This window comes from Formosa sp. Hel1_31_208 (assembly GCF_900104785.1).
Classification (GTDB): Bacteria; Bacteroidota; Bacteroidia; order Flavobacteriales; family Flavobacteriaceae; genus Psychroserpens.
Genome location: NZ_LT629733.1, coordinates 2,388,326 through 2,414,211, shown reverse-complemented (window position 1 = coordinate 2,414,211; position 25,886 = coordinate 2,388,326). Strand labels below are relative to the sequence as shown.

Sequence of the window (25,886 nt, the reverse complement as noted above, 5' to 3'; positions counted from 1 at the left end):
CTAATAAGACTAAAAACTCGCTTTAATGAAGGATTTATTTGAGAAGATTTATAAGGATAAAGGACCTTTAGGAAAATGGGCTTCTCAAGCTGAAGGATACTTTGTGTTTCCCAAGCTAGAAGGGCAAATTTCTAATAGAATGAAGTTCCAAGGAAAAGAAGTGATTACTTGGAGTATAAACGATTACTTAGGTTTGGCGAACCATCCTGAGGTTCGTAAGGTTGATGCAGAGGCCGCTGCAGAATATGGTTCAGCCTATCCAATGGGAGCGCGAATGATGTCTGGTCATACAGATCTTCATGAAAAACTTCAAAATGAACTTGCAGATTTTGTAAGTAAGGAAGCTGCATATTTATTAAATTTTGGTTATCAAGGAATCATGTCTACGATTGATGCTTTGGTCGCTAAAGATGATATTATTGTTTACGATGTAGATGCTCACGCTTGTATTATTGATGGTGTGCGTTTGCATATGGGAAAACGATTTACCTATAAGCATAATGATATTGAAAGTTTAGAGAAAAATTTAGAGCGTGCTACTAAAATGGCAGAACAAACTGGAGGAGGGATTCTTGTGATTTCTGAAGGTGTGTTTGGAATGAGAGGTGAACAAGGACGCTTAAAAGAAATTGTAGAGCTTAAAAAGAAATTTAACTTCAGATTTCTAGTTGATGATGCTCACGGATTTGGAACTCTCGGTAAAACAGGAGCGGGAGCAGGTGAAGAGCAAGGTGTTCAAGATGACATCGATGTATACTTCGCAACATTTGCAAAATCTTTAGCGAGTACTGGAGCTTTTATTGCTGGAGATAAAGAAATTATAGATTATTTAAAATATAACTTACGTTCTCAGATGTTTGCAAAATCGCTGCAAATGCAACTTACAGTTGGTGCATTAAAGCGTTTAGAAATGCTAAGAACTATGCCAGAAATGAAAGAAAAACTCTGGGAGAATGTTAACGCACTTCAGTCTGGATTAAAAGAACGGGGCTTTGATATTGGAACAACACAAAGTTGTGTAACTCCAGTATATTTAAAAGGGAGCATACCTGAAGCTATGGCTTTAGTGCGAGATTTACGTGAAAACTATGGTATTTTCTGTTCTATTGTGGTGTATCCAGTAATTCCAAAAGGATTGATTCTATTGCGAATGATTCCTACAGCGACGCATACACTGCAGGATGTGAGTGAAACTCTTGATGCTTTCGATACAATTAGAGAACGTTTAGAAAATGGAACTTACAAACGCTTATCTGCTGCAGTTATGGCTGCAATGGGTGAGTAGTAACTAAAATATATAAATGAATGAGTCGCTAAACTTGAAGGTTAAGCGACTTTTTTATTTAAGATTCTTTCGAAATGTCTTACGACGTTTATATACCACTGGAAAAAAGTGTTTCCAAATTTTATGTATCGCTTCGTTGTCTTCTAATTCTGGAGTTCTATAGCACGTCTTAATTCCTAATTCTGTAAAAGTTTCATAGTATTCATTAAAAATAACAGCATGAACACCTTTATTTTGATAGCTTGGGTGAATCCCAATTAAGTAAAAAATCACATCCTTGCTTTTCTTCTTCGCTTTCAGTATATGTTTAAAACCAAAGGGAAACAACTTTCCATTAGCTTTTTGTAAAGCTTTTGCAAATGCAGGCATTACAATGGCAAACCCAACTAAATCATCATTTTTGTCTACAACAAACTTGATGTATTCCGGATTCACAAAACTGATAAATTTCTTTTTAAAATACTCTTTTTGTATATCTGTAATGGCTACAAATGATGATAATGAGGAATAACTTTCATTAAACAAATCAAACATCTTATCAGTATAAGGCATGACTTCAGAAGTCTTAGTAAACTTTAATGCTGTTAGTTGATAACGACGTTTGATAAGTTCTTGAGCCTTTTTGAAAAATTCGGGTTTAACATTCTCAAAAGGAAACTTACTTTCTGAATACTCCTTTTCAATCTTATAAGCTAATGCTTCGTAATGTTTGACATAATACGGATGATTGTACCAAGTAACCATAGGAGCTATACTGTCAAAACCTTCAGTCATTACACCAACTTTATCCAAATTTGAAAACCCAACTGGTCCCTCTGTATATTCAAGGTTGTTCTCTTTTCCGATGCGTTCAACTTCAGCCAGTAGCGCTGCTGAAACCTCTTGATCATCAATAAAATCAAACCAACCAAAACGCATTTTCTTTTGATTTTGGTCCTTAACTTCGAGCCAATTGATAATAGCTGCAATACGTCCGACAATCTCATTATTTTTATAAGCTAAAAAGTATCTAGCTTCAGCATCTTTAAAAATAGGATTCTTGTCTTTATTAAAAGTTTCTAATTCTTGTTTAATAATAGGTGGTACCCAGTATGGAGAGTCTTTATAAAGTTTAAAAGGAAATTTGACAAATGTCTTCAATTCCTTTTTAGAAAATAGTTCTTTAACTGTTATCATATATAGCTTGGCTTAAAGACTTCCGTCATCGTCAAAATCATCAGTTCTTTTCTTTTTGCCTTTTTTGTTCTTAGGCTTCCTCTTATCGGCATCTTTGCGAGAAGTACCGTTGTCAATTTCTTTATCCTTATGAAAATCGAAACGGTATGACATTCCAAAATTAACAGCAAATACTGAAGGTGTATCTTTTGTGTTGAACGTTACCGCTGTATCTAACTGGAAATCTTTACTCCATAAATAGGCACCTCCAAAGCGTAATAAATTATCGGCATAAAAATCACTTTTAATACCTTGTGTTTCTCCAAAAACCACCCATTGTGGACTAAAAGAATGTGTTAAAGTGATGATGTATTGGAAATCTGAAAAATCAGTACCTATACGATCTTTAGAAATATTGGTTACTAATACCCAGCCTCCTGCAAAATTGTTTTGTGTCGCAACCATTACTTTCGGACTAAAGCCTTCGATGCCAGGAGCTGTAAATGGATTGTTTTTAGAATCAAAATTTGCACCAGCATAAACGGCAACAGCGGGTATGAGTGATTTCCACTTAAATGAGCGGTTCGCGTGATAGCTGTATATATTAGGTTTATCTTCTTCTTCAGAATTTTTATATGGATCATACACTAGATATTTCGCACCAATGGTAAAACTTTTAAAATTAGAGCGCGAATCTTCTGAAATAATAGCAGAACGTCTATCGGTGAAAGTATCATTTTGATAAGTCCCTTCTAAGTTAAGTTCTAACTGTTCAAATAACAACCCATAGCGTACTGAGAAATCAGCGCCAAATCCAGAAACTTCATATTTGAGAGGTGTATGTTCTTCCTTAATGATATAAGGGCCAACTTCAATTTGAGCAACATTGGTTCCTACAGAAAAAGCACTTCTAGAAACTCCAGGTCTATTAGAGTTAATCACTTCTGTATATTGAGCAAAGGTCAACTGTGTAACTAATAAAGCTGCAAATAATAGAACGTTTTTGGTGAGATTCATAGGTTGTCGATTTAAGTCAAATATAGAGAATTTATATTTTTTTTAAGTAACGAATCAGTTTTTTAAAGACATATAATTGTATTTTTGAATTAAATTTAAAGTAATGTTACAGGAAGCATCATTAACAGGGTTTTTAAGGACCATCCTCATTATACTTTTGGTGTATTACGGAATAAAAATTTTATCCCGTATTTTTGCACCGTATCTCGTGCGCTATATGTCAAAGAAGATGCAAGAGAAATTTGGGGGACAGTTTCAGCAGCAACAAGACCCTAGACCACAGCATAAAGAGGGTGAAACCGTAATTGATAAAGTGCCAAATAGAGATTCATCTTCAAATAAAAAAGTAGGAGAGTACATAGATTACGAAGAAATTGACTAATTTTCGAGTCTATTGAAAGTCAATCATTCTATGCAATTTTCATTTAAAAAAGTTTTGCCACACCTTTTGATTCTTACAGGGTTTGTGGTCATTTCATTAGCGTATTTTAGTCCGGTTTTACAAGGGAAACAAATCTTTCAAAGTGATATCATGCACTATATAGGCATGTCAAAACAACAAAAAGATTTTAAAGCAGCTACCGGAGAGGAAACCTACTGGACTAATAGTGCCTTTGGAGGAATGCCAACGTATCAACTAGGTGCGCGCTATCCTCACAACTATATTAAGAAACTAGATTCGGTATTGCGATTTTTGCCGCGCCCAGCCGACTATCTATTCATTTATTTTATAGGCTTTTACATTTTATTATTATCCTTTAAGGTAGATTTTAAACTAGCAGCACTGGGCGCATTAGCCTTTGGGTTTTCAACCTATATGATTATAATTTTAGGTGTGGGACACAATAGTAAAGCACACGCTATTGCCTATATGCCGTTAGTTTTAAGCGGTATTATCCTCACATTTCGGCAAAAATATATATTAGGATTTTTACTCACAGCAGTTGCTTTAGCTTTAGAAATTGGTGCCAATCATTTTCAAATGACGTATTATTTGATGTTGCTTGTACTCGTTTTGGGCATTGCATATCTAGTAGATGCCTACAAAAAACAATTACTACCACATTTTTTTAAGGCGGTAGGAGTTATGATTGTTGCCTTAATTTTAGCCATAGGGCTCAATGCTACTAATATCATGGCAACTCAAGAGTATGTAAAAGAAAGTACTCGAGGTAAAACAGAATTGACTATTAACCCTGATGGAACTCCAAAGGAGACTATTTCAGGGTTGAGTAAAGATTATATCACTGAGTATAGCTACGGTTTTACAGAAACCTTTAATTTATTTATTCCACGCGTATTGGGTGGAGGTAGTGGAGAAGATGTTGGTAAAGATTCGGAGATTTATGAATTCTTCAGAAAGATAGGAGCGACTCCAACACAGGCCCTACAAGAGTCAAAAAATGCACCAACATATTGGGGAGATCAACCTATTGTTGAAGCACCTGCCTATATAGGAGCAGTTGTTATATTTTTGTTTGTTTTTGCACTATTCTTGATGAAAGGAAGACTTAAATGGTGGCTTGTTGGAAGCACGATACTCTCGTTATTATTATCTTTTGGTAAAAATTTAGGATTCTTAACCGATTTCTTTATTGACTATGTGCCGTTGTATGACAAGTTTAGAGCTGTAAGCTCGATACAGGTACTTTTGGAACTCTGCATTCCAGTGATGGCCATCTTTGGATTAGTCAAGCTTTTTAATAATTTTGACAAGGTTGAAGACAAACTCAAAGCTTTAAAATATTCAACCTTAATCACTGGAGGATTAGCATTATTATTTTTAGTATTCAAATCTTCCTTATTTGATTTTGTTGGTGCTAATGACGGTTATTATAGACAGGTTTATGGTGAATATGGCATAGGCTTTATTGACGCACTTAAAGAAGATAGACAAGCGTTTTTTACTCATGACACATTACGCACATTGGCACTAGTGTTATTGTCTGCGGCAACAATTTTCATGTTTCTAAAAAAGAAACTATCGGAAACTTTAGTGGTAGGCATATTTGCCGTCTTAATTCTATTTGATTTGGTTGGAGTAGACCGACGTTATGTAAACACTGATAATTTTATTTCTGCTATTCAAGTAAACAAGCCGTATCAGGCAAATGCTGCTGATAAAGAAATTTTGCAAGATGATGCACATTTCAGAGTTTGGGATATTTCACAAGAGGGTAGTAGAGCGCCTGCAAAAGCAGCTTATTTTCATAATTCATTAAATGGTTATCACGCGGCAAAACTAAAACGTTTTGAAGAGTTATTTGATTTTCATATTTCTAGAAATAATATGAATGTCCTCAATATGTTCAACGCGAAATACATTATAGCCGAAGAAGAGGGACAAATATTTCCATTTGTGAATGAAGATGCTAATGGTAATGCTTGGTTCATAAGTGAATTGGAAAAATTAAATTCTGCTAATACTGAGATTAAGTCACTAGATAGCTTAGAAACGTTTCGAAAAGCGGTAACCACAGCTCCTGATTTAAGCTCCACACGTTTTACAGTTGATTCTACCTCAATAATCACCTTGACCGAATTTAAACCTAACTATTTAAAATACGAGTCGACGAATACTAATACTGGTTTTGCGGTTTTTTCTGAAATGTACTACGGAAACGGATGGCAAGCAACTATTGATGGTAAAGAGGCGCCAATTCAACGCGTGAACTATGCACTTCGCGGACTCCATATTCCTGCAGGTAATCATGAGATTGTATTTAAGTTTGTACCACAGGTTGTAGAAACAGGAAGTACAATTTCTTTAGCAAGCTCAGTAATCTTTGGACTATTACTCCTTGGTGGATTGTGGTTTGGATTAAGAAAGGAATCAGCACACTAGGTCGTTTTTATAATGAAAAAACAAATCTTGATTATCACATATTATTGGCCACCAGCGGGAGGTCCTGGTGTGCAGAGATGGTTAAAGTTTGTAAAATATTTGCCTGAATTTGGAATAGAACCCATTGTGTATTGTCCGGAAAATCCGAGTTATCCGATTGTTGATAAGAGTTTATTAAATGAGGTTGCAGATAACATCAAAGTTATTAAACAGCCTATAAATGAGCCTTATCGTTTTGCAAGTGTGTTGTCTAGTGAAAGTTCCAAAAAAATCAGTTCTGGTGTCATTCCGAAGTCAAAGAAACAGTCAGTGATTCAAAAGTTAATGCTGTATATTCGAGGTAATTTTTTTATTCCTGATGCACGTAAAAATTGGGTAAAACCATCGGTCGTGTTTCTTTCAGACTATATACAAAAGCATCAAATTAAAACTGTAATAACTACTGGTCCACCACACAGTTTACATCTTATAGGTTTAAAACTGAAACATCGATTAAATGTGACTTGGCTGGCCGATTTTAGAGACCCATGGACAACCATTGGTTATCATAAAGCTTTAAAATTAAGTAAATCATCCGAAGAAAAACACTTGGCACTGGAGTCTAATGTATTACAATTGGCAGATCATATTATTGTCACTAGTGAAAACACAAAACAGGAATTTTTATCGAAAACGACTCAACCCATTTCCGTAATAACCAATGGGTATGATTCTCATCATATACAAAGACCACCGAAAGATAAAAAATTCACGTTAGCCCATATAGGTTCATTGTTGTCAGAACGTAACCCAAAACAATTATGGCAAGCAATCACAGAACTTATTGATGAGAATGACGACTTCAAAGAGGAATTTCAATTAAAATTGATTGGTGTTGTTAGTGAAGAGGTGTTACAAACCTTGAAAGAAAATCAACTGGATAGTTATTTGAATAATTTGGGTTATTTGCCACATGAAGATGCTATAAAACAACAAATGGCATCACGTGTATTGTTGATGGTTGAAATAGATTCTGAAGACACCAAAGTCATCATACCAGGCAAGTTATTTGAGTATATGGCGTCATCAACACCAATTATTTCAGTTGGACCTAAAGACTCAGATGTAGAACGAATTTTGAAGTCTACAAATACAGGTTGTTATTTTTACTACAGCGATAAAGAACGTATCAAATCGCAAATTTTATTGTATTTTGAAGCATATAAATCTGATACTTTAGTCGTAAATGCTATAGGATTGGAGCAATATAGTAGAAAGTCGTTAACCAAAATGTTGTCTGAAATCATCTAATGGGAATTGTTCTTCATCAATCCTTACGAAATACGATTACAACCTATTTAGGCTTTGGAATTGGGGCTATAAACGCACTATTTTTATATACTAATTTTCTTTCTGATGACTACTATGGATTAGTGGCTTATATTCTTTCAGCGGCTAATATCATGATGCCGCTTATGGCCTTTGGGGTTCACAATACCATCGTAAAATTTTATTCATCATTTCGATCAAAAAACTCATTAAATAGTTTTTTAACACTAATGTTATTTTTACCATTAGTCTTTGCAATTCCAATTGCGATTATTGGCTATTTCGCTTACGACATCATTGCCGATTTACTATCTAGTAAAAACACCATTGTAAGAGCTTATCTGTGGTATATATTTATTACAGCTATCTCTATGGCTTATTTTGAAGTAGGTTATGCCTGGGTAAAAGTACAGATGCAAACTGTATTTGGAAACTTCATGAAGGAGGTCTTTCATAGGGTGGGTGCCATGTTATTGTTGCTGTCGTTGTTTTTCGAATTTATTTCGGTAGATCAGTTTTTAATGGGTGTCGTTGGAATTTATGCATTAAGAGCCATTGTCATGATGTTGTATGCTTTTGAGAAAAGACTGCCTGTATTTCGGTTTTCTAAAATTGACAACCTCACTGACATATTGAAATATGCATCATTAATTATTATTGCAGGCTCTGTAGCGACTATCATTTTAGATCTTGATAAGTTTATGCTAAATAATTATTTAGATATTAAGACTATCGCCTATTACAGTGTAGCCGTTTTTATTGCAACGGTAATTGCGGTGCCACAAAGAGCTATGCATCAAATTCTATTACCTCTAACGGCTAAGTTTTTAAATGATAATAATCGAAAAGACCTCAAAGATTTGTATCAGCGCAGTTCTTTAACCTTATATGTTATTAGTGGATTAATTTTTCTTCTTATTGTTCTTAATATTCAGGAATTATATAGGATTATTCCGTCTGAGTTTAGTGGTGGGTTGCTAGTGGTGTTTTTAATCAGTCTGGCAAAATTATATGATAACCTGTTGGGTAATAATAATGCCATATTATTCAATAGTGATCATTATCGTATTGTATTGATATTTGGTGTAATACTAGCTATCATGGCTATTACACTGAATATGGTTTTTATTCCTTTATATGGCATTAATGGTTCAGCACTTGCAACTTTTATTGCGATTGTAATATATAATACCATCAAAGTTATATTTGTTAAGCTTAAGTTTAATATGCTTCCGTTCACATCGGAAACATTAAAAATTACAGTCTTGCTCGTGCTTTTAACTTTAGGGTTTTACTTCTGGGATTTTCCTTTTCATCCGTTATTAAACATCTCACTGAAATCTACGCTTATCGCTATTGTCTACGCTGTATTGGTCTTAAAGTTTAACATTTCTGACGATATTACTCAAACAGTATTAAAGTTTTTAAAGTTTAGAGATTAAAACCCTTGAGATATAAAAGAGCCCTACTTATGCAGGGCTCAAAACGAGAAAGTCCCATAAGGTGCTTTGAGGCATACGACTTACGGGACAATCTACTAACCAACCAAAACGTTTATAAGGTTATGAACGTGATCTAGTTCTTGCTGTTCTTGTGCTTTTAGATGACGTTCTTGTATTTGCTTTTTTTGCCGAAGACTGTTTTCTACTTCTAGACTGTGTTGCAGTTTTTGAAGATTTGTTACTTCGGTTGTTACTAGATATACGAGTATTATTAGTTTTTGGTTTTCTAACAGTCGTATTTTTTCTAACGGTTCTAGTATTCGTTTTATTGTTAGACACAGTTCTAGGTGATTTGGTCACATTACCAGAATTCGCTCTAGTTGGTCGAGGTGAGACATTAGAATTTCTAATAGTTCTAGTGTTTGCTCTTGCATCTCTATCAGATCTCGTTATAGCTCTTGTATTTGTGTTGCTCGAAGAATTTGTTGACAATCCTCTTTCGTTACCACGTCTTGTATTAGAAGTCAATGCTCTTTGATCATTCCCTAGTCTTGATGTTGCAGCTCTGTCTCCGCGACGTCCGTTGCTGTTATCTTGTCTGTATCGATCACTATAGTTAGATGAACGACGACCAGTTGTAGCTACAGCTCCACGTCTGCTATTAATTCTTACAGGCTGTCTATAATTGTCTCTATATGGTCGGTACCATGTATGTCGAACAGGCGTGTAAAACTGTCTATATGGATGTGCATAAACTATGCAGTAGTTAACAGCCGGAACAGCATAAAATCGGTGCCATGGTCTAAAGACATAGCCTCTGTTATATACATTTATAAAACCTGAACAATGTGTAAAAGCTCTTAGCCTATTGTAGTGAACAAATAACCCTCCAACTCGAGCAATACGACCCCAAGTATTATAGTTAATATTAACATTACCTACTTGAGTGATTCTTCCGTAATAATCATAAAATATGGGTGTATTTTCAATTTGAATGATCGCACCAAATTCATCATACTGTACATAAGGATTATAATCGAATCCTGTATTAAAACTTATTGATACATTAGGTGAATTAAAGCCTACATTAACATTGGGTCCATAATTTGGGATGTAAAAATCAAACTGTCCATCAGGAAAAATTGAAAACTCAATTCCATTTTCAACAAATATGAAAGAATTACCATAACCTCTAACAAAGTTGTTTGAAAAATCAGATACTGCGTTGTTGGTGGTTCCTGCATTTACCGTTATTCCAATAAGGAGCAATGCGGTAAAAAGTGTTACTAGTCGTTTCATAATTGTATGGGTTTTTGATTATAGTTATGATAAAACAATTAGTGTGCCAAAGATTGAAATTGAAATGATAGTCTAGAATTGTTTCTAGCTAAAAACAGGTAGAATTACCCATATAGAATAGGCACAATCATTTTATTTTAGAGCTATCTAAAAACAATCACTATTTGAACTCATAAGATGGACATTGTATAAGAAAACATAACGATTAATGATCGTGTAAAACTGCCTTATCAGTTTGATATAAAAAAAATGCATGATGAATATAAAGCTCTTAAAGCGCGAGATTTTGAATATTATAATGTCATTCAGCTTAGGGGCCCTGCGCATGTAATTGATTCATCCCTACCATTGCCTCCTCCAGCGGAGGATTATGCAGATGGGTCTTGGACAGATTGGTTGAATGCTGATGAATTAAATAAATCGACATATTTTAAAAGTATTGTAGATTTTTTTTGTAAAATCACTAAAGTTACATTGGTAAGATTACTGCGATTAGCACCACATTCGGAAGTAAGAGAGCATACTGATCCTACAATGGGGATAGAAGTGGAGCGCTCGGTAATTCGTTTAACGATTCCAATAATTACTTCAAATGAGGTTACTTTTTATCTCAATGGAGTTCCTGTATTGATGCAGCCAGGAGAATGTTGGTATTTAAAACTAACAGATCCACATAGGATCACAAATTATGGAGATACAGAACGTGTAAATCTCACTATTGACATGGTTCCTAATGACTTATTACGTCAATTAATAGAAGATATTTCGCAACCCAAAGCTTTTTAATAGAATACAAAAACCCCGCAGACATATTAATGTCTAACGGGACCTTTTATAGATTCACATTCAATGTGAACAACAAACTAAAAAAATTAAGATTTAAACTGACGTTTCTTTTGCTTTTTTACTTTACCATTTTTACGGTAGTAATAGTAATCTTCGTCAAAATCTCCGTAATCTCCTAAATCATTATATTCATAACCGCCAAGTCCAGAACCCACTCCACAATTAAGTTGGGCATTGTTTTGGTTGACAATTCCACTGATATGAATGATTTCTCCCCAGCGGTTGTAGTTTACTCGTAAACCACCAACTTGTCTAAGCACACCATTTCTTCTCTGGTAGCTCATGTATACGGTTCCAGCGCGTTTGATGCGTCCTTGTCTATCATAATTAATAAAAACGTTGCCAATTCTGCGCACTTGTCCATTACTGTTGTGTGTAATGATCACACCTCTTATCCCATTGTTGGTATAATGACTTCTTGTGGTTGTTCCTGGAGCACCGTATGTGGTGTTCACAGAACCTCTTCGGGTTCTTGGGCTTCTATAATACACGTTTGAAACGTTATTATAGAGGTCTGTGTTGAAATCAAAACTTCCGTCAGGAAAGATTAAGAATTCCACACCACGCTCAATGAACACTATAGGTTCGGCAAAACGATAGCGTGAATTATCAAAATCTGTTCCTTGTGATGCAGTCATAGTTTCTGCTGTTGCTACAGTTGTTAATCCCATTAACAATCCTGTAAATAATAGTACTAGTTTTTTCATAGTATTAAGGTTTTAGATTTTAGTCTGCACTTCTAACTCGTTTAGAAGCTTTAAGACTTACGCTATATGCCTCTAATGAAACAATATGTGTGCCAAAACATATAAAGCGCTTAAAATCAATTTATTGAGTGGTAGGTTAGAGGTTGTGAAGAATTTCTAAGTTTTGTAGATAGGCTGAGACATCAAATTATTCATTACATTTATATCACCAACTAGAGCTTTCCTATGGCAAATCAATCTTTACAGACTACAGATGAATCTTTACAGTGTCAAAACTGTGACAAAGAACTCAAAGAGCACTATGACTTTTGTCCACATTGCGGTCAAAAAACTAATGAAGAACTTACAATTAGTGTTTTGTTTTACAACACGATAAGTAACTATTTTTCATTTGATGCACGTTTTTTAAAGAGTTTTTTACCACTTTTATTGAGGCCAGGCTATCTTGCCAAAAAGTTTTTGGAAGGTAAACGATTGCTTTACCTTCATCCAGCGCAAATGTATCTGTTCATTTCGGTAGTTTTCTTTTTTATCATATCTTTTAGTACCAGAGAGCTAGTGCAAGAGGCGAATAAACTAAATGAGAAAGTCGTTAAATCAGATGCGATACAAACGGAATTAGATAGTATGAAACCAACGTTAGATTCTGTGCAAATGGCAAAATTAATGAAGCCATTGAAAGATAACTCGGAGGCACTTGGACTTAAAGATGAAGATTTTCAGATTACAGATTCTATTTTAAAAACGCAGGCTGCAAATCCAAAGAATTTAAATACCTCGTGGGATTTTGATAAAAAGAAAGTGGATTCTCTCGTTGCTGCTGGTGCTGATAAAGACATTATTTATAAAGAAATGGGTATGTCTGATGATGCGGGTTTTATAGAACGACGTTTCTTTGCTAGAATGCTAAATTTGACTGAGGGAAAGGGTGCTGGAGCTGTGATTCAAGCATTTTTTGATAGCATTCCAATTTCGATGTTTTTCTTACTACCTTTATTTGCTTTGATATTAAAGATATTTTATTTCAATAAAGGAAAGTACGCTCATCATTTGGTGTTTAGCTTTTATTACTTTTCGTTCTTATTTACAGTATTTAGTATTTTGTTCGCTGTCAATAGATTTGTTTATGACATTCCGGATTGGGTTGATTGGCTAATTGCTATATCAACTTATATCTATTTTTTCATCGCCCTTAAAAGGTTTTATGTGCAGCATTGGTTTCTTACATGGATTAAGAGCGGAGTGATCACCTTTGTGTTTTTACTCTTTGTGATACCAACAGCAGCAGGATTGATGCTAGTGTTTTCGTTTTTGACCTCTTGATTTTAAAGTTTATCCTTTAAAAATTCACCTGTAATAGAGTTTTTATTTTTAACAATATCCTCTGGAGTCCCTTGCGCAATAAGTTGTCCGCCACGACTGCCTCCTTCAGGGCCTAAGTCTATGATATAATCGGCGCATTTAATGAGTTCAAGATTATGTTCAATTACAATTATTGAGTGACCTTTTGCGATAAGTGCTTGAAATGATGTGAGTAGTTTTTGGATATCATGAAAGTGCAAACCAGTGGTTGGTTCGTCAAAAATGAAGAGTGCATTGTCACTTTTTGATCCTTTTCCTAGGAAAGTAGCTAGTTTAATTCGCTGTGCTTCACCTCCTGATAGTGTAGACGAACTTTGCCCTAGAGCGACATAGCCTAAACCGACATCTTGCAAAGGTTGTAGTTTGTTTTTAATTTTTGTAACCATATGTTTCTCAAAGAAGTCAATGGCATCATCGATAGTCATTTTTAAAATATCATCAATATTTTTTCCTTCAAAAGCAACTTCCAAAACATCTTTTTTAAAGCGCTTTCCATTGCAAACTTCACAAGTCAGATGTACATCGGCCATGAATTGCATTTCGATTGTCACCTCACCATCACCTTTGCAGGTTTCACAGCGACCACCATCTACATTAAAACTAAAATGTTTGGCTTGATAATTTCGAATTTTACTCAATTTCTGATTAGAAAATAAGGCTCTAATGTCATCATAAGCTTTGATGTAAGTCACAGGATTGGAGCGAGACGAACGACCTATGGGATTCTGATCTACAAACTCAATTTGCTTGATGTTTTTAAAATTGCCTTTAAGTTCTGTGTATTGACCCGGCTTGTCTCCAAATCCGGTAAGTTGTTTTTGGATTGCCGGAAATAAGATCTTTTTTACCAAGGTGCTTTTTCCACTCCCTGAAACTCCTGTCACTACTGTAAGCATTTCCAATGGAAAGGTTACATCTATATTTTGAAGATTGTGCTCTCTTGCACCCAAAATATCAATTTGGTATTTGGATGTTCTTCTTTGTTTAGGAACTTCTATTTCTAATGTTTTGTTTAGATATTGTGCAGTTAAAGACGTTGATTTCAAAATCTCTTTAAATGTCCCAGTAGCCACAACTTCACCGCCAAAAGTACCTGCTTCAGGACCAATATCAATGATTTCATCGGCCGCTTTCATAATATCTTCATCGTGTTCTACAACAATGACAGTATTTCCTAAATCCCGAAGGGCTTTTAACACTTGGATCAGTTTTTCAGTGTCTTTTGGATGCAATCCAATACTCGGTTCATCTAATATGTACATTGATCCAACCAAACTACTTCCTAGAGAGGTCGCAAGATTGATACGCTGACTTTCACCACCGGATAAAGTATTAGATTTCCGGTTTAACGTGAGGTAGTCTAAACCAACATTACCTAAAAATGATAATCGGTTATTGATTTCTTTTAATAAACGATTGGCAATGGTAGTATCATGAGTGTCCAGTTCTAATTGTTTGAAGAAACTAGTCAACTTTATTAAAGGCATTTCTACTAAATCGGTAATCGTAACAGTACTGACTTTAATATAATTAACCTCTTCACGTAAACGCTTTCCATTACAGACATTACATTTTGTCTTTCCGCGATAACGCGATAACATGACGCGATTTTGGATTTTATAGGCTTTCGATTCTAATTCAGTAAAAAATGAATTCAAACCTTCAAAATATTGATTACCCTCCCAAATCAACTGTTTTTGTTCTTTGGTAAGTTCAAAGAACGGTTTGTGAATAGGGAAATCAAACTTATGTGAGTTATTAACCAATTGGTCTCGATACCAACTCATACTTTCACCTCTCCAAGGGAAAATAGCATTTTCATATATGGATAACCCTGTATTTGGAATAACTAAATCTAAATCGATACCTATAACATCGCCATAACCTTCGCATTTAGGACACGCCCCATATGGGTTATTAAAACTGAATAAATGAGGATTAGGCTCCAAAAAGGTCATTCCATCTAGTTCGAATCGATTATTAAATTCTGTACGTTTTTGGTCTGATAACGATTCAATGACACAAGTCCCTTTACCTTCAAAAAAAGCTGTTTCTATGGCATCCGCTAATCGGTTATAAAAATCTTCTTCGTGTTTTACAATAATTCGATCTACGACTAAGTAGATATCTGTTTTAAGGTTTTGCTCTAGTGCTTCTTCAATACGAACTACTGTTTCGTTGCGCTGAACCCTAGCATAACCTTGTTGTTTCAAAACATTAAGTTTGTCTTCCATGGTTCGCCCTTCTTCTAAATGAATAGGAGATAGGAGGAGTAATTTTTCACGATCATTAAAAGACTTCACCAATTCTAGAACATCTTTTGTGCGATGTTTTTTAACTAATTTTCCAGAAATAGGAGAGTAGGTTTTACCAATTCTCGCAAATAGTAACTTAAGGTAATCGTAGATTTCAGTTGTTGTACCTACCGTAGATCTTGGATTAGTACTATTGACCTTTTGTTCAATAGCAATGGCAGGAGCAATACCTTTAATGATGTCCACTTTAGGTTTATTGAGCCGACCTAAAAACTGACGAGCATAACTCGATAAACTTTCTACATAACGTCTCTGACCTTCGGCATACAAGGTGTCAAATGCTAAAGTAGACTTCCCTGAACCTGACAAACCTGTAATCACTACGAGTTTATTTCTTGGAATAACAACATCAATATTTTTAAGGTTATGCAATTTTGCTCCTTTAATAATGATATTTTCCTTCGGATTAAGGTCTAGAATGTTACTGTTCATTGGTGTTTTTGCGAATAAGAATGTGCAAAGATAGTGCTTTTATAGAAGCTTATAAAATGGATATCAACTCATTAAAATGTTAAAGTTTCTCGGTTTTTTTTGGAATTTCGGAATGAATGTTGTTATATTTGGAACATAAACAGTTCAAAGATAGTTGCCTATAACATAATATTACTTTATAAAATTTAACCCCAAGCTAAGATTAATTCTTTGCATTTAAAGTAATAATTATGAGACACGAACTTATCACAGACGCTGTTTTAGTTAAGAACTACATGAATGGAGATGAAAGTGCCCTTTCAATTCTCATCCACAGACACAAACAGAAAATTTACAGTTTTATTTATTCAAAAGTCTTTGATAGAGATATCACTGAAGATATTTTTCAGGATGCCTTTATTAAGGTCATTAAGAACTTAAAACTTGGAAAATACAATGAAGAAGGTAAATTTTTACCTTGGGTAATGCGTATTTCTCATAATTTGGTGATTGATCATTTCCGAAAGAATAATCGTATGCCAAAATTTGATAATTCTGGTGATTTCAATATATTTTCTGTGTTAGGAGATTCATCTTTAAATGCTGAAAAACGATTAATTAAAGATCAGGTAGAATGTGATCTAAGACGTTTGATTGAAGAATTACCTGCAGATCAAAAAGAGGTCCTTATGATGCGTATGTATCGCGATATGAGTTTCAAGGAGATCTCTGATAGAACAGGTGTGAGCATTAATACTGCCTTAGGCAGAATGCGTTATGCACTCATAAATTTGAGGAAGGTAATAGACAAGAATAATATCATTTTAACAAATTGATACAATAAGTTAAGTTTTGTTGCGTTTATGTGATTATAACAAACTAAAAAACGTAAAATGGCAAAACTTTACTCAGAATGTCCCCAAAAACAAAACAACCTAAACCCAAAAGAAGAGACAGTGGATTTTCTTTTGAATTACAGCAAGGCTTTAAGTGTTATACATTGTAATAATTTGAAGTTTGAAGCACTTCAAAACTAAATTTGAAAAAGTCCTGAATCGTTAGTCTTCAGGACTTTTTTTTTGTAGTACTCTTTTAAGACTGTTGCTCTGCCAATAGTTTTAGTAATAATATCTTTTTCTAAATCCCAACCACGTGCTGGAGAGTATTCTCGGCCGTACCAAATAATTTGAAGATGTAAATCGTTCCATATTTCTTTTGGAAATAGTCGTTTGGCATCTTTTTCAGTTTGCACGACGTTTTTACCATTACTGAGATTCCATCGGTACATTAATCTGTGAATGTGCGTATCAACTGGAAAAGCTGGAAAACCGAATGCCTGTGATAATACCACCGCAGCCGTTTTATGACCAACAGCAGGAAGTGCTTCTAAGTCTTCATAAGTCTGAGGCACTTTTCCATCGTGCTTATCAATTAAAATATGGGACAATCCATAAATTCCTTTACTCTTCATAGGTGAGAGCCCCACAGGTTTTATTATCTCCCGAATATCCTCTACAGAAAGTTTTATCATATCATAAGGATTGTCGGCTTTTTCAAATAATAATGGTGTAATTTGATTAACGCGTACATCGGTGCTTTGTGCCGATAACAACACTGCAATAAGCAAGGTATATGGGTCTTTGTGATCTAAAGGAATTGGTATCTCAGGATATAAGGTTTTTAACGTATTAATAACAAATTCTACCTTTTCTTGCTTAGTCATAAGTCGTATTTTTACAGAAATCAAAGTTAGCAATTATGACACAATTAAAAGCAGGAGACCAAGCTCCAAATTTTTCAGCAAAAGATGAACAAGGAAACACTATTTCTTTAGCAGATTACAAGGGAAAAAAACTGGTTATTTTCTTTTATCCTAAGGCAAGTACCCCTGGTTGTACAGCAGAGGCATGTAATTTAAATGACAACTATGAGCGTTTTCAAGCACAAGGCTATGAGATATTAGGTGTAAGTGCCGATAGTGCAAAACGTCAAGCTAATTTTAAAAACAAATACGGATTTCAATATCCGCTATTAGCAGATGAAGACAAGGCTATGATAGAAGCATTTGGTGTCTGGGGACCGAAGAAATTTATGGGAAAAGAATACGACGGTATTCACAGAACAACTTTTATTATTGATGAAAACAGCATTATTGAAGAGGTAATAACTAAGGTAAAAACAAAAGCGCATACAGCTCAAATACTTACTGAGTGATAGCTATTGATAAATAATAAGCCTATTTTGAAGATATGTTTTATAAAAAAACCGCATCATATGGCGCGGTTTTTTTGATTTTATAATACTTAATCTTTTAAATGTACCTGTTCAGTTTCACATCCGAAGAGGCTTTTCTCTTTAATCAGTTTTGCAACACCTTCTGGTAACATCGATTCCCAACCATCTTCACCATTAGCAATCATCTTTAAGACTTTTCTAGAGAATACCGAGAGTATCGAATCATCATATTCGGTGATATCAACTACTTTTCCATTGTATTTAAAGAATTTATAGAGTTCTTTCATTCTCGGGTGAACTTTTAAGTTCTCGCTATCTGTCACAGATCCATCCTCATTCTGCATTGGATATAGATATACCCTTAAATCTTTAAAGAATAATTTACCAAAGGCTTCTAATATTCCACCACTTAAATGGCGATAATACTTTTCATCAAAAATATCAATCAGGTTATTAACTCCCATAGCTAGACCCATTCTGCTTTTTGTATACTGAGAGAAATATTCAACTAATTTGTAATACTCTTGGAAATTAGAAATCAATACGGTTTGTCCTAAGGAGCATAACAGTTTCGCGCGATCCATAAAATCTTGCTCGTCAATTTCACCTTCAGCTCTCAGATTAGATAAAGTAATTTCGAAAATCACTTGGGTTTTGTCAATATCGACCTTGTTTTCTTTAATGAACATGTCATAAGATTTCTTATACATATCCATATTTACTTTGGTTACTGGTCTGAAACTCCCACGCAGTGTAAGAATGTTTTTTTTGTAAAGTACTCGTGCGGGTAATACATTATTGCCATCTGGGGCGAACATAACGGCATCTGTCATTCCGTTTTTCACTAGTTGTAAACTCATTAAACGATTATCTACATCTTCAAAAACAGGACCAGCAAAGTTAATTGTATCAATTTCAATTTGATCTTTATCTAAATGATCATAGAGATAACGTAATATTTTTTTCGGTTCGTTATATTTATAAAACGCACCATAAATTAGGTTTGTTCCTAAAATACCCAATGTTTCTTGTTGTAGTCTAGCATCATTTTCCTTAAAACGAAGGTGTAATACGATTTCATTATATCCTTGGTTCGGATCTAATTGATATTTAATACCAACCCATCCATGTCCTTTATACTTTTTCGCAAAATCAATTGTAGCAACGGTATTGGCATAGGTGAAGAACATTTTGTTGGGGTGTTCTTCTCTAGAGAGTCTCTGTTCAACTAGATCAATTTCATGATCAAGCATTTTTCGCAGTCGAGCTTCGGTTACATAGCGCTTATCATCTTCAATACCATAAATAGCATCACTAAAGGCCTTATCATAGGCAGACATAGCTTTCGCTATTGTTCCTGAAGCACCACCAGCTCTAAAGAATTGACGCACAGTTTCTTGCCCAGCACCAATTTCAGCGAACGTCCCGTAGATGTTCTCATTGAGGTTAATGCGTAAACATTTGGTTTTTAATGAAGGAATCGCATCAAACTCTCTATCTCCTTTTAAGGTTATTTCCATCTTAGTCTGGGTTTTGTCAACTCAGCAAAGGTATTAAAATAGGTGGTCAAACTAAAAAAATAAGTTTTATTTTTGCTTTAAATTAACATGCATTGAAAATTACATTTTTAGGGACAGGTACATCACAGGGAATTCCAGTTATAGGAAGTGATCACCCTGTATGTTTGAGTAAGAATCCAAAAGACAAGCGTTTACGCGTTTCGATTTTAGTTGAATGGGACGATTTTACCTATGTTGTCGATTGTGGGCCAGATTTTAGGCAACAGATGCTAAGAGCCCAAGTGACTAAGATTGATGGTGTTATTTTCACACACGAGCATGCAGATCACACGGCAGGACTTGATGATATTCGTCCGTTTTATTTTCGACAAGGCGATATCCCTTTTTATGCTCATAAACGCGTACTTGGGGAATTAGAAAAACGCTTCAATTATATTTTTACTACGGAAAACAAATATCCAGGGGTTCCAAGTGTTATTCAACATGAGATTAAAAATGAGGCATTTACCCTCGGAAACTTGCAAGTCCTTCCAATTAATGGCTACCATCATAAACTTCAAGTATTTGGGTTTAGGTTCAATCAGTTTGCGTATTTAACTGATATGAAAACAGTTGCTTCAGAAGAAATAGAAAAGCTCAAAGGTGTTAAAGTGTTAGTTATTAATGCTTTGCGTGAAAAAGAACACATTTCACATTTTAATCTTTCAGAAGCTTTAGAATTTATTCATAAGATACAACCAGAGAAAGCCTATTTAACACATATCAGTCATTATTTAGGATTTCATGATATTGTACAACAAACATTGCCGAAGAACGTTTATTTAGCTTACGATAACTTACAAATAGAACTATAACGATGAAACAAAGAATTTTTATGTACCTGTTTATTTTTACTGCATTACTTGTGGTATTTCAGTTCGTAAACTCTAAGAATATTATAGAAGATTATGATCAAAAACTCACAAATTATATAGCGAAAAATGAGCAACTTAAAGATTCTATTAGAGTTATACGAGATGATCAAGTGGCTAATTTGTACATGTTTAAATTTGACACAAATGATGATGCTATGACCTATTGGGAAAATAGGGGTTATCGCATATCAGAATTTGTTCCGTTTATAAAAGATGAATTAATGAATCTTAATGTCTATGATAGCGAAGATCATCCTTTGGTGCCTTATGCATCTATGACTGATAATAAGATGTTAATTGATCAGGTAAGAATGCTCAATCACAAATGGATTATTTCAAGTTTTACAGATGGAACTTATTGGGGCGAAATGCTATTGTCCTATGACATTGAAGACCGTCAAGATTTGAAGTTTAAGGTCATCGCATCGATATTGTATCAAAAGTAATAATTTGAAATAATAATTTCTTATTATTGTTTCAACCAGCATTGTCGATTGATACTAAACACTTTAAATTCTTTGACTTGTTTTTCAAAGGACATACCATTCTTTTTGGCAACAATCTCAGAACCGATGTTATCAATATGCATCATTGACATCAAATTATTAGTGTATTCTTGTTCAAAACAAAAGTTTTTACACTTTATAGCTGCCTCTTGTGCGTTTCCTTTTCCCGAGTAATTTGGTAATATAGAATACCCTACCTCTAATCGCTCTTCGTCTTCAATAGATTGTATTAAGAGGCCGCATTGTCCAATTAATTCACCTGTTGTTTTTAAATGAGCGCGTTCATACCTCCAAGGTCATTGTCATATCCTATGGAAGACTTTCTTAAACCAATAGTCGCATTGTTCAGTTTAAGAGATTCCTTCTGGCATACCTAAAAACAGACCTACATTAGGTTGGGCAAACAGAGGAAGCCATGCGTCAAAGTCATCTTTTGTAAACAATCTGAACTGCAATCGTTGCGCTGCTTCACCTTTGAGAAGATAATTCATAATCTTTTGGATTAGTTGGATAAGACGATGTTAAGAGTCTTCTATATCCGTTTTTTCAGCCAACTCTTGAGTTCATAAAAGTTTTGAGGAGCAACACCATGACCAACAGGAAATTCCGAATAGGTATGTTTGATATTTAATTGGTCTAAAAATTTAGGGGCTTTTCTAGCCCAATCTACAGGTATAACTTGGTCTACACTTCCATGTGAACAATAAAAATCTAAATGGGAAAAACGAGTATTCTTAAGATTTTTAGGCAGCATATCTTCACTCACATAACCACTCAGTGCGATAATGTTTTTTACTTTTTCAGGATAGGTGAGCGCCACAGCATAACTTAAAATGGTACCTTGACTAAACCCTAATAGTGTTACATTGTTCTTGTCAACAGGATATTTAGCGCATGCTTCGTCAATAAAATTAGAGATTTTATCACGAGACTCAATGGCTTGTTCGACATCATTCCATTTGTTTTGTTGGGCATCGAAATTTATAGCATACCAAGCATTTCCAAAAGGTTGCATTGGGTAAGGAGCTCTCAAGGATATGATAAACAACTCTTCGGGTAATTCTTGAGCAAAGGAAAACAAATCATTCTCATCACTGCCATAACCATGGCACATAATAAGTAATGGTGCATTGTCTTTTAACGATGAAGGTCTTGTTAAATGATATAAAGATGTGGTCATGTATTATTGTCCTATTGCTCCAAATAATTTTTGATAAAAAGGCCCTAAAACCGGAACTTCATATAATTTTCCTGTGGCTGCACCAAGAATTCCATATAAAAATAAGGCCATAAAAAATACCCAAAAAGAAATGGTGATCATCCAACTGTCAAAACCTCCGATAAAATATCCGAAGATGTACCAGGTTAAACCTAATCCTAAAGCTTGTCTTACATGAAAGGATACAAACGGATTGCGTTCTTCACGATTCATAAAGAAAGCGACTAAGGTGCCAATAAGTGTGATATAACTTACAATCGCCCAAGTTTTGCCTTGTTCTGCTGCGTTGTTTTCCATGTCTAGTTATTATTTTATAATTAAGTGATTATTACTAATAATCCCATAAACCGTTCCTTTTAATTTCTTACCATCAAACGACGAGTTTTTCGATGTAGAATGCATATGTTTCTTAGAAAAAGTATAGATTCCATCAGGATTAAAAAGTGACAGATCTGCTTGACTTCCAATGGCAATAGGATGCGTATTTACGCCAAATCTAGTTTTACCTTTTGTAAGAAACTCAATTGTTTTTTTAATTGTGAATATTGAATTTAATGCTCCAAAAGCACTTTCTAGTCCTATAGTTCCATTTTTAGCATGATCGAACTCAATATTTTTGTACTCAATATCTATAGGGTTGTGGTCACTGGTTACCATGTCAATAGTTCCGTCTTTAAGTCCGTTAATAAGCCCGTCAATATCCGCTTGGGTTCTTAGAGGCGGTAAGACTTTGTAATTGGTGTCAAAAGTGCTTAGTTCCTTATCATTCAGTATTAAATTATGAATTGCAACACTGCAGGTGACATCTAATTTTTTCTTTTTCGCAGCTCGTATTAGTTCTACCGATTTTGAGGTTGATATCGTTGGGATGTGAAGTTTTCCTTCAGTATACTCTAAGATAAATAGATCTCTTGCAATCTGAAGTTCTTCGGCAAGAGCAGGATTTCCTTTCAAGCCTAAAGATGTACTTGTGATATGCTCATTCATAACTCCTAATCCACTTATTCGTGATTCTTGCGGAAACGAACATACTAATCCATTAAAGTTACTTGCGTATTGCAAGGCTAATTTCATTAAATTCGGATTTGATATCGGTTTTTGGTAGTCATAAAAAGCAACTGCCCCTGCCGTTTTCATATCGAATAATTCGGCTAAGTCTTCCCCGTCACTCTTAGTGGTTACTGCTCCAAAGGGATAAAGACTAACGGCATGACCGATAGCCTTTGATTTTAAAAATGATATATCCGCATAGGAATCAATAACAGGATTTGTATTTGCATTGACAGCAACGGCTGTAAATCCTGAAAACGCTGCTGTTTTAAGACCATTGTCAATAGTTTCACGTTCTTCAAAACCAGGTTCGCCAAAACTTACACTACTGTCAAACCAGCCTTGTGATACATGGAGGTTATTCAATTGTATTTCTTTATAATTTTTCGGATTTTGGATTCGTTTTGAAATTTGAGTAATCACTCCTTTTTCAATTAGAATATCAACGGTTTGATTGTGAAAATCGCTTTTAGGGTCAACTATAGTGGCAGATTTTACAAGTACGTTCATTTCAGAAATTTTAAGATGAGCATTTCTATCATTAAGAAAATCACAGCAAAAATAACAAACCATTTCCATAGTTCGTTAACATTTGTAGTACTTTTAATCTGGTTGATGGCAGATGCTACAGAATTATCCACAGCTGTATGGTCTATATTCTGGGTGTCAAAATACACAAGATTACTTTCATCACGATCAAAATTAAAACTTAAATGTTTTAAAAAAGCATCTTTATTTTTAACTGATATAATTCCTGCAACATCAGGATAAGTATTAGTAATCAATTCAACTTTGTTATCAAAAGTCTTTTGCAATGGGATAACAGAATTATCACCATTGACTAGGGTTAAAATGTCATCTTGTTGCAATTGTGTTGCGATATCAATGACGTTTTCTTTCCCAATGGTATAAAATAAATCTCCTGCTTTCAAGCTTTGTTTTCCAATATTATAGAGCACTGGAACAATAAGAGGAGAGTTTTTAAAGTTTGAATTATCTGTATTTATAGCAGCGGAAAATCTAAAAGCATTTCCAGATTGCGATAAAAAGGACATACCATCTTCATAAGCTAGTATAGAAAGCACGGAATTTGTGGCATTAGAGTAGAAGGTGTTAGATTTAGGATACTGGAAATTACTAACACGTTTATCAAAAACATTCAGCAGTAATGGGTGTGAGAAATTGATACTTGTTATTTTCTTTTCTGAAGATACTAATGCGCTAAAACTAGAGAGACCATAATTGTTGAATATTCGATTGTAAGCACTTAGAACAATGTCTTCTGAAGGGATTATCAAGAGGCTTCCTCCGTTATCTGTAAACGATTTTAAAGCTGTAGTTAAGGAGTTAGGAATGTCTTTGAGTTCATTTAAAACAATTAAGTTTTGCTGGTCTAATGTATTATAATTTAAAGTGTTGAATGCAGATGATTGATATTCAAATTCGTCATTTGTATAAATTTTACTCAGAAAGTTATCATCAGCTTCATTAATAGATAATACCTTTATTTTTTCGCGTTGGTCAATATTAAAGTAAAGTGTATTGTCATATTGGAGATTTCTGTCATCAATAATAATTTTACCATTAAAGATGGTGTTTGTCGGAATAGTGAAGTTTGTAGTTGCTTTATCTATAATATTTACAGCTGTTTTTGCAATCAACTTATCATTATTGAATAAGGATACAGGTAAGGTTTCAATTGGGTTACCTTGATTTTTTAATGTAACAGTAAGTTCTATGTTTTCAATGGTTGTTTTTGAGATAAAGACACTATCAATGGCAATATTTTCATTGATAGCAGGCTTAAGCTGAACTAATTTTAAATTGATTAAACTGTCTTTTGTTGCTGTAATGACCTCATTTTTCTGTTGAAAATCTGAAATCAAGACTAAGTTTTTAATAGTGCTATTATCATCAGAAAATAGTTGTTTTCCTTTTAAAATAGCGGCATCATAGGCCAATTGATTAGGGGAATGTTTTAGCTGAATTAAATCGTTTTTGATTGCCTTTATAGTGGTCTTATTATAATTGATATCATTAGTGAATATTGAAATATCCTCATTGTCATCAATAGTTTCAATAATGTCCTGAATCGCTGTATTCAGTAGACTGCCATTTGCGCTTGTGGCTTGCATACTGAACGAATTATCTAAATAAATAACAGTTTCACTTTTAGTGTTAAAACTATCTTTGTCTGAACTGTAGGGTTGCGCAAAAGCAAAAATAATACACGTTAAAAGCATTAACCGGATGAAAAGGGTGAGCCATTTCTTGAGTTGTGAACTTTTTCGAGTTTGTATGGTTAGTTCTTTTAGAAACTGAACATTAGTAAAAGGGACACTTTTAAATTTACGGAGTTGAAATAAGTGAACAATAATAGGGATTATAAGCAGTAATAAGGCGTAAAGAAGTTCTGGATGTTTAAACTGCATTCCTAGTTTTGAGATTGT

At 34.4% G+C, this 25,886-nt stretch carries 24 protein-coding genes and 1 pseudogene; 12 read left to right on the top strand and 13 right to left on the bottom strand.

What is annotated here, in order from left to right; genetic code table 11:
* Positions 1 to 25 precede the first annotated feature (25 nt).
* Entirely contained in the window at positions 26 to 1,285 is a 1,260-nt protein-coding gene (locus tag BLT57_RS10895; protein ID WP_091425651.1) for an aminotransferase class I/II-fold pyridoxal phosphate-dependent enzyme, read from the top strand.
* 54 nt (positions 1,286 to 1,339) lie between these two features.
* Here BLT57_RS10895 and BLT57_RS10890 read toward each other — a convergent pair whose 3' ends face one another.
* Complete coding sequence (locus BLT57_RS10890) at positions 1,340 to 2,461, bottom strand: GTP cyclohydrolase (RefSeq protein ID WP_091425648.1); 1,122 nt, start codon at positions 2,459 to 2,461, stop codon at positions 1,340 to 1,342.
* A 12-nt stretch (positions 2,462 to 2,473) separates the two neighbouring features.
* Positions 2,474 to 3,457: a transporter gene (locus tag BLT57_RS10885; RefSeq protein WP_091425647.1), complete on the bottom strand. Its 984-nt coding sequence runs from the start codon at positions 3,455 to 3,457 to the stop codon at positions 2,474 to 2,476.
* 103 nt (positions 3,458 to 3,560) lie between these two features.
* Here BLT57_RS10885 and BLT57_RS10880 point away from each other — a divergent pair, with 103 nt between their 5' ends.
* From BLT57_RS10880 to BLT57_RS10865, 4 genes are read left to right on the top strand one after another with little or no spacing between them, the layout of a single operon-like run.
* Positions 3,561 to 3,839 carry a DUF4834 family protein gene (locus BLT57_RS10880; RefSeq protein ID WP_091425645.1) on the top strand — a complete coding sequence of 93 codons (279 nt, stop codon included), beginning with the start codon at positions 3,561 to 3,563 and terminating at the stop codon, positions 3,837 to 3,839.
* 30 nt (positions 3,840 to 3,869) lie between these two features.
* Positions 3,870 to 6,302 carry a YfhO family protein gene (locus tag BLT57_RS10875; protein ID WP_091425644.1) on the top strand — a complete coding sequence of 811 codons (2,433 nt, stop codon included), beginning with the start codon at positions 3,870 to 3,872 and terminating at the stop codon, positions 6,300 to 6,302.
* A 12-nt stretch (positions 6,303 to 6,314) separates the two neighbouring features.
* Positions 6,315 to 7,592, top strand: a complete 1,278-nt coding sequence (locus BLT57_RS10870) for a glycosyltransferase family 4 protein (protein ID WP_091425642.1) — start codon at positions 6,315 to 6,317, stop codon at positions 7,590 to 7,592.
* A complete protein-coding gene (locus BLT57_RS10865; protein ID WP_091425641.1) occupies positions 7,592 to 9,052 on the top strand; it encodes a polysaccharide biosynthesis C-terminal domain-containing protein in 1,461 nt (486 codons plus the stop codon). Before BLT57_RS10870 ends, BLT57_RS10865 begins: the two co-directional genes overlap by 1 nt.
* Before the next feature lie 120 nt (positions 9,053 to 9,172).
* On the opposite strand, the gene BLT57_RS10860 is transcribed toward BLT57_RS10865, so the two are convergent.
* Positions 9,173 to 10,351 carry a hypothetical protein gene (locus BLT57_RS10860; protein WP_091425639.1) on the bottom strand — a complete coding sequence of 393 codons (1,179 nt, stop codon included), beginning with the start codon at positions 10,349 to 10,351 and terminating at the stop codon, positions 9,173 to 9,175.
* A gap of 249 nt (positions 10,352 to 10,600) precedes the next feature.
* Between BLT57_RS10860 and BLT57_RS10855 the strand changes: the two genes are divergently transcribed.
* Positions 10,601 to 11,137 carry an aspartyl/asparaginyl beta-hydroxylase domain-containing protein gene (locus BLT57_RS10855; protein ID WP_091425638.1) on the top strand — a complete coding sequence of 179 codons (537 nt, stop codon included), beginning with the start codon at positions 10,601 to 10,603 and terminating at the stop codon, positions 11,135 to 11,137.
* An 86-nt stretch (positions 11,138 to 11,223) separates the two neighbouring features.
* Here BLT57_RS10855 and BLT57_RS10850 read toward each other — a convergent pair whose 3' ends face one another.
* The gene (locus BLT57_RS10850) at positions 11,224 to 11,904 is read right to left on the bottom strand and encodes a hypothetical protein (protein ID WP_157717178.1); all 681 of its coding nucleotides are present in this window, start codon (positions 11,902 to 11,904) and stop codon (positions 11,224 to 11,226) included.
* 225 nt (positions 11,905 to 12,129) lie between these two features.
* On the opposite strand from BLT57_RS10850, the gene BLT57_RS10845 reads away from it, so the two are divergent.
* Positions 12,130 to 13,227, top strand: coding sequence for a DUF3667 domain-containing protein (locus BLT57_RS10845; protein ID WP_091425634.1), 1,098 nt, complete (start codon positions 12,130 to 12,132; stop codon positions 13,225 to 13,227).
* A 2-nt stretch (positions 13,228 to 13,229) separates the two neighbouring features.
* Here BLT57_RS10845 and uvrA read toward each other — a convergent pair whose 3' ends face one another.
* Positions 13,230 to 16,013: an excinuclease ABC subunit UvrA gene (gene uvrA / locus BLT57_RS10840; protein WP_091425633.1), complete on the bottom strand. Its 2,784-nt coding sequence runs from the start codon at positions 16,011 to 16,013 to the stop codon at positions 13,230 to 13,232.
* Between the two features lie 230 nt (positions 16,014 to 16,243).
* On the opposite strand from uvrA, the gene BLT57_RS10835 reads away from it, so the two are divergent.
* A complete protein-coding gene (locus BLT57_RS10835; RefSeq protein ID WP_091425631.1) occupies positions 16,244 to 16,828 on the top strand; it encodes an RNA polymerase sigma factor in 585 nt (194 codons plus the stop codon).
* Between the two features lie 57 nt (positions 16,829 to 16,885).
* Entirely contained in the window at positions 16,886 to 17,029 is a 144-nt protein-coding gene (locus BLT57_RS14140; protein ID WP_172827448.1) for a hypothetical protein, read from the top strand.
* Here the strand turns inward: BLT57_RS14140 and nth are convergent.
* The gene (gene nth, locus BLT57_RS10830) at positions 17,026 to 17,715 is read right to left on the bottom strand and encodes an endonuclease III (protein WP_091425630.1); all 690 of its coding nucleotides are present in this window, start codon (positions 17,713 to 17,715) and stop codon (positions 17,026 to 17,028) included. The genes BLT57_RS14140 and nth overlap by 4 nt on opposite strands.
* A 35-nt stretch (positions 17,716 to 17,750) precedes the next feature.
* On the opposite strand from nth, the gene bcp reads away from it, so the two are divergent.
* The gene (gene bcp, locus BLT57_RS10825; RefSeq protein WP_091425628.1) at positions 17,751 to 18,206 is read left to right on the top strand and encodes a thioredoxin-dependent thiol peroxidase; all 456 of its coding nucleotides are present in this window, start codon (positions 17,751 to 17,753) and stop codon (positions 18,204 to 18,206) included.
* Between the two features lie 89 nt (positions 18,207 to 18,295).
* Here the strand turns inward: bcp and BLT57_RS10820 are convergent, their stop codons facing one another.
* The gene (locus tag BLT57_RS10820; RefSeq protein WP_091425626.1) at positions 18,296 to 19,747 is read right to left on the bottom strand and encodes a nicotinate-nucleotide adenylyltransferase; all 1,452 of its coding nucleotides are present in this window, start codon (positions 19,745 to 19,747) and stop codon (positions 18,296 to 18,298) included.
* Positions 19,748 to 19,839: 92 nt separating this feature from the next.
* Between BLT57_RS10820 and BLT57_RS10815 the strand changes: the two genes are divergently transcribed.
* The gene (locus BLT57_RS10815) at positions 19,840 to 20,601 is read left to right on the top strand and encodes an MBL fold metallo-hydrolase (RefSeq protein ID WP_091425625.1); all 762 of its coding nucleotides are present in this window, start codon (positions 19,840 to 19,842) and stop codon (positions 20,599 to 20,601) included.
* A 2-nt stretch (positions 20,602 to 20,603) separates the two neighbouring features.
* On the top strand, positions 20,604 to 21,107 hold the full coding sequence (locus tag BLT57_RS10810; protein ID WP_231928688.1) for a hydrolase: 504 nt from the start codon (positions 20,604 to 20,606) through the stop codon (positions 21,105 to 21,107).
* 23 nt (positions 21,108 to 21,130) lie between these two features.
* Here the strand turns inward: BLT57_RS10810 and BLT57_RS14305 are convergent.
* The 6 genes and pseudogenes from BLT57_RS14305 to BLT57_RS10785 form a co-directional block, all read right to left on the bottom strand.
* A pseudogene (locus BLT57_RS14305) lies at positions 21,131 to 21,427 on the bottom strand (GNAT family N-acetyltransferase); the annotation flags it as partial.
* A gap of 90 nt (positions 21,428 to 21,517) precedes the next feature.
* A complete protein-coding gene (locus tag BLT57_RS14075) occupies positions 21,518 to 21,658 on the bottom strand; it encodes a hypothetical protein (protein ID WP_157717177.1) in 141 nt (46 codons plus the stop codon).
* A gap of 41 nt (positions 21,659 to 21,699) precedes the next feature.
* Positions 21,700 to 22,347, bottom strand: coding sequence for an alpha/beta hydrolase (locus tag BLT57_RS10800; RefSeq protein ID WP_091425622.1), 648 nt, complete (start codon positions 22,345 to 22,347; stop codon positions 21,700 to 21,702).
* A 3-nt stretch (positions 22,348 to 22,350) separates the two neighbouring features.
* The gene (locus BLT57_RS10795; protein ID WP_091425620.1) at positions 22,351 to 22,683 is read right to left on the bottom strand and encodes a DUF4870 domain-containing protein; all 333 of its coding nucleotides are present in this window, start codon (positions 22,681 to 22,683) and stop codon (positions 22,351 to 22,353) included.
* Positions 22,684 to 22,692: 9 nt separating this feature from the next.
* A complete protein-coding gene (locus BLT57_RS10790) occupies positions 22,693 to 23,946 on the bottom strand; it encodes a dihydroorotase family protein (RefSeq protein WP_091426762.1) in 1,254 nt (417 codons plus the stop codon).
* Complete coding sequence (locus tag BLT57_RS10785; protein WP_091425619.1) at positions 23,943 to 25,868, bottom strand: BatA domain-containing protein; 1,926 nt, start codon at positions 25,866 to 25,868, stop codon at positions 23,943 to 23,945. The genes BLT57_RS10790 and BLT57_RS10785 overlap by 4 nt, the downstream gene beginning before the upstream one ends.
* Positions 25,869 to 25,886: the final 18 nt, after the last annotated feature.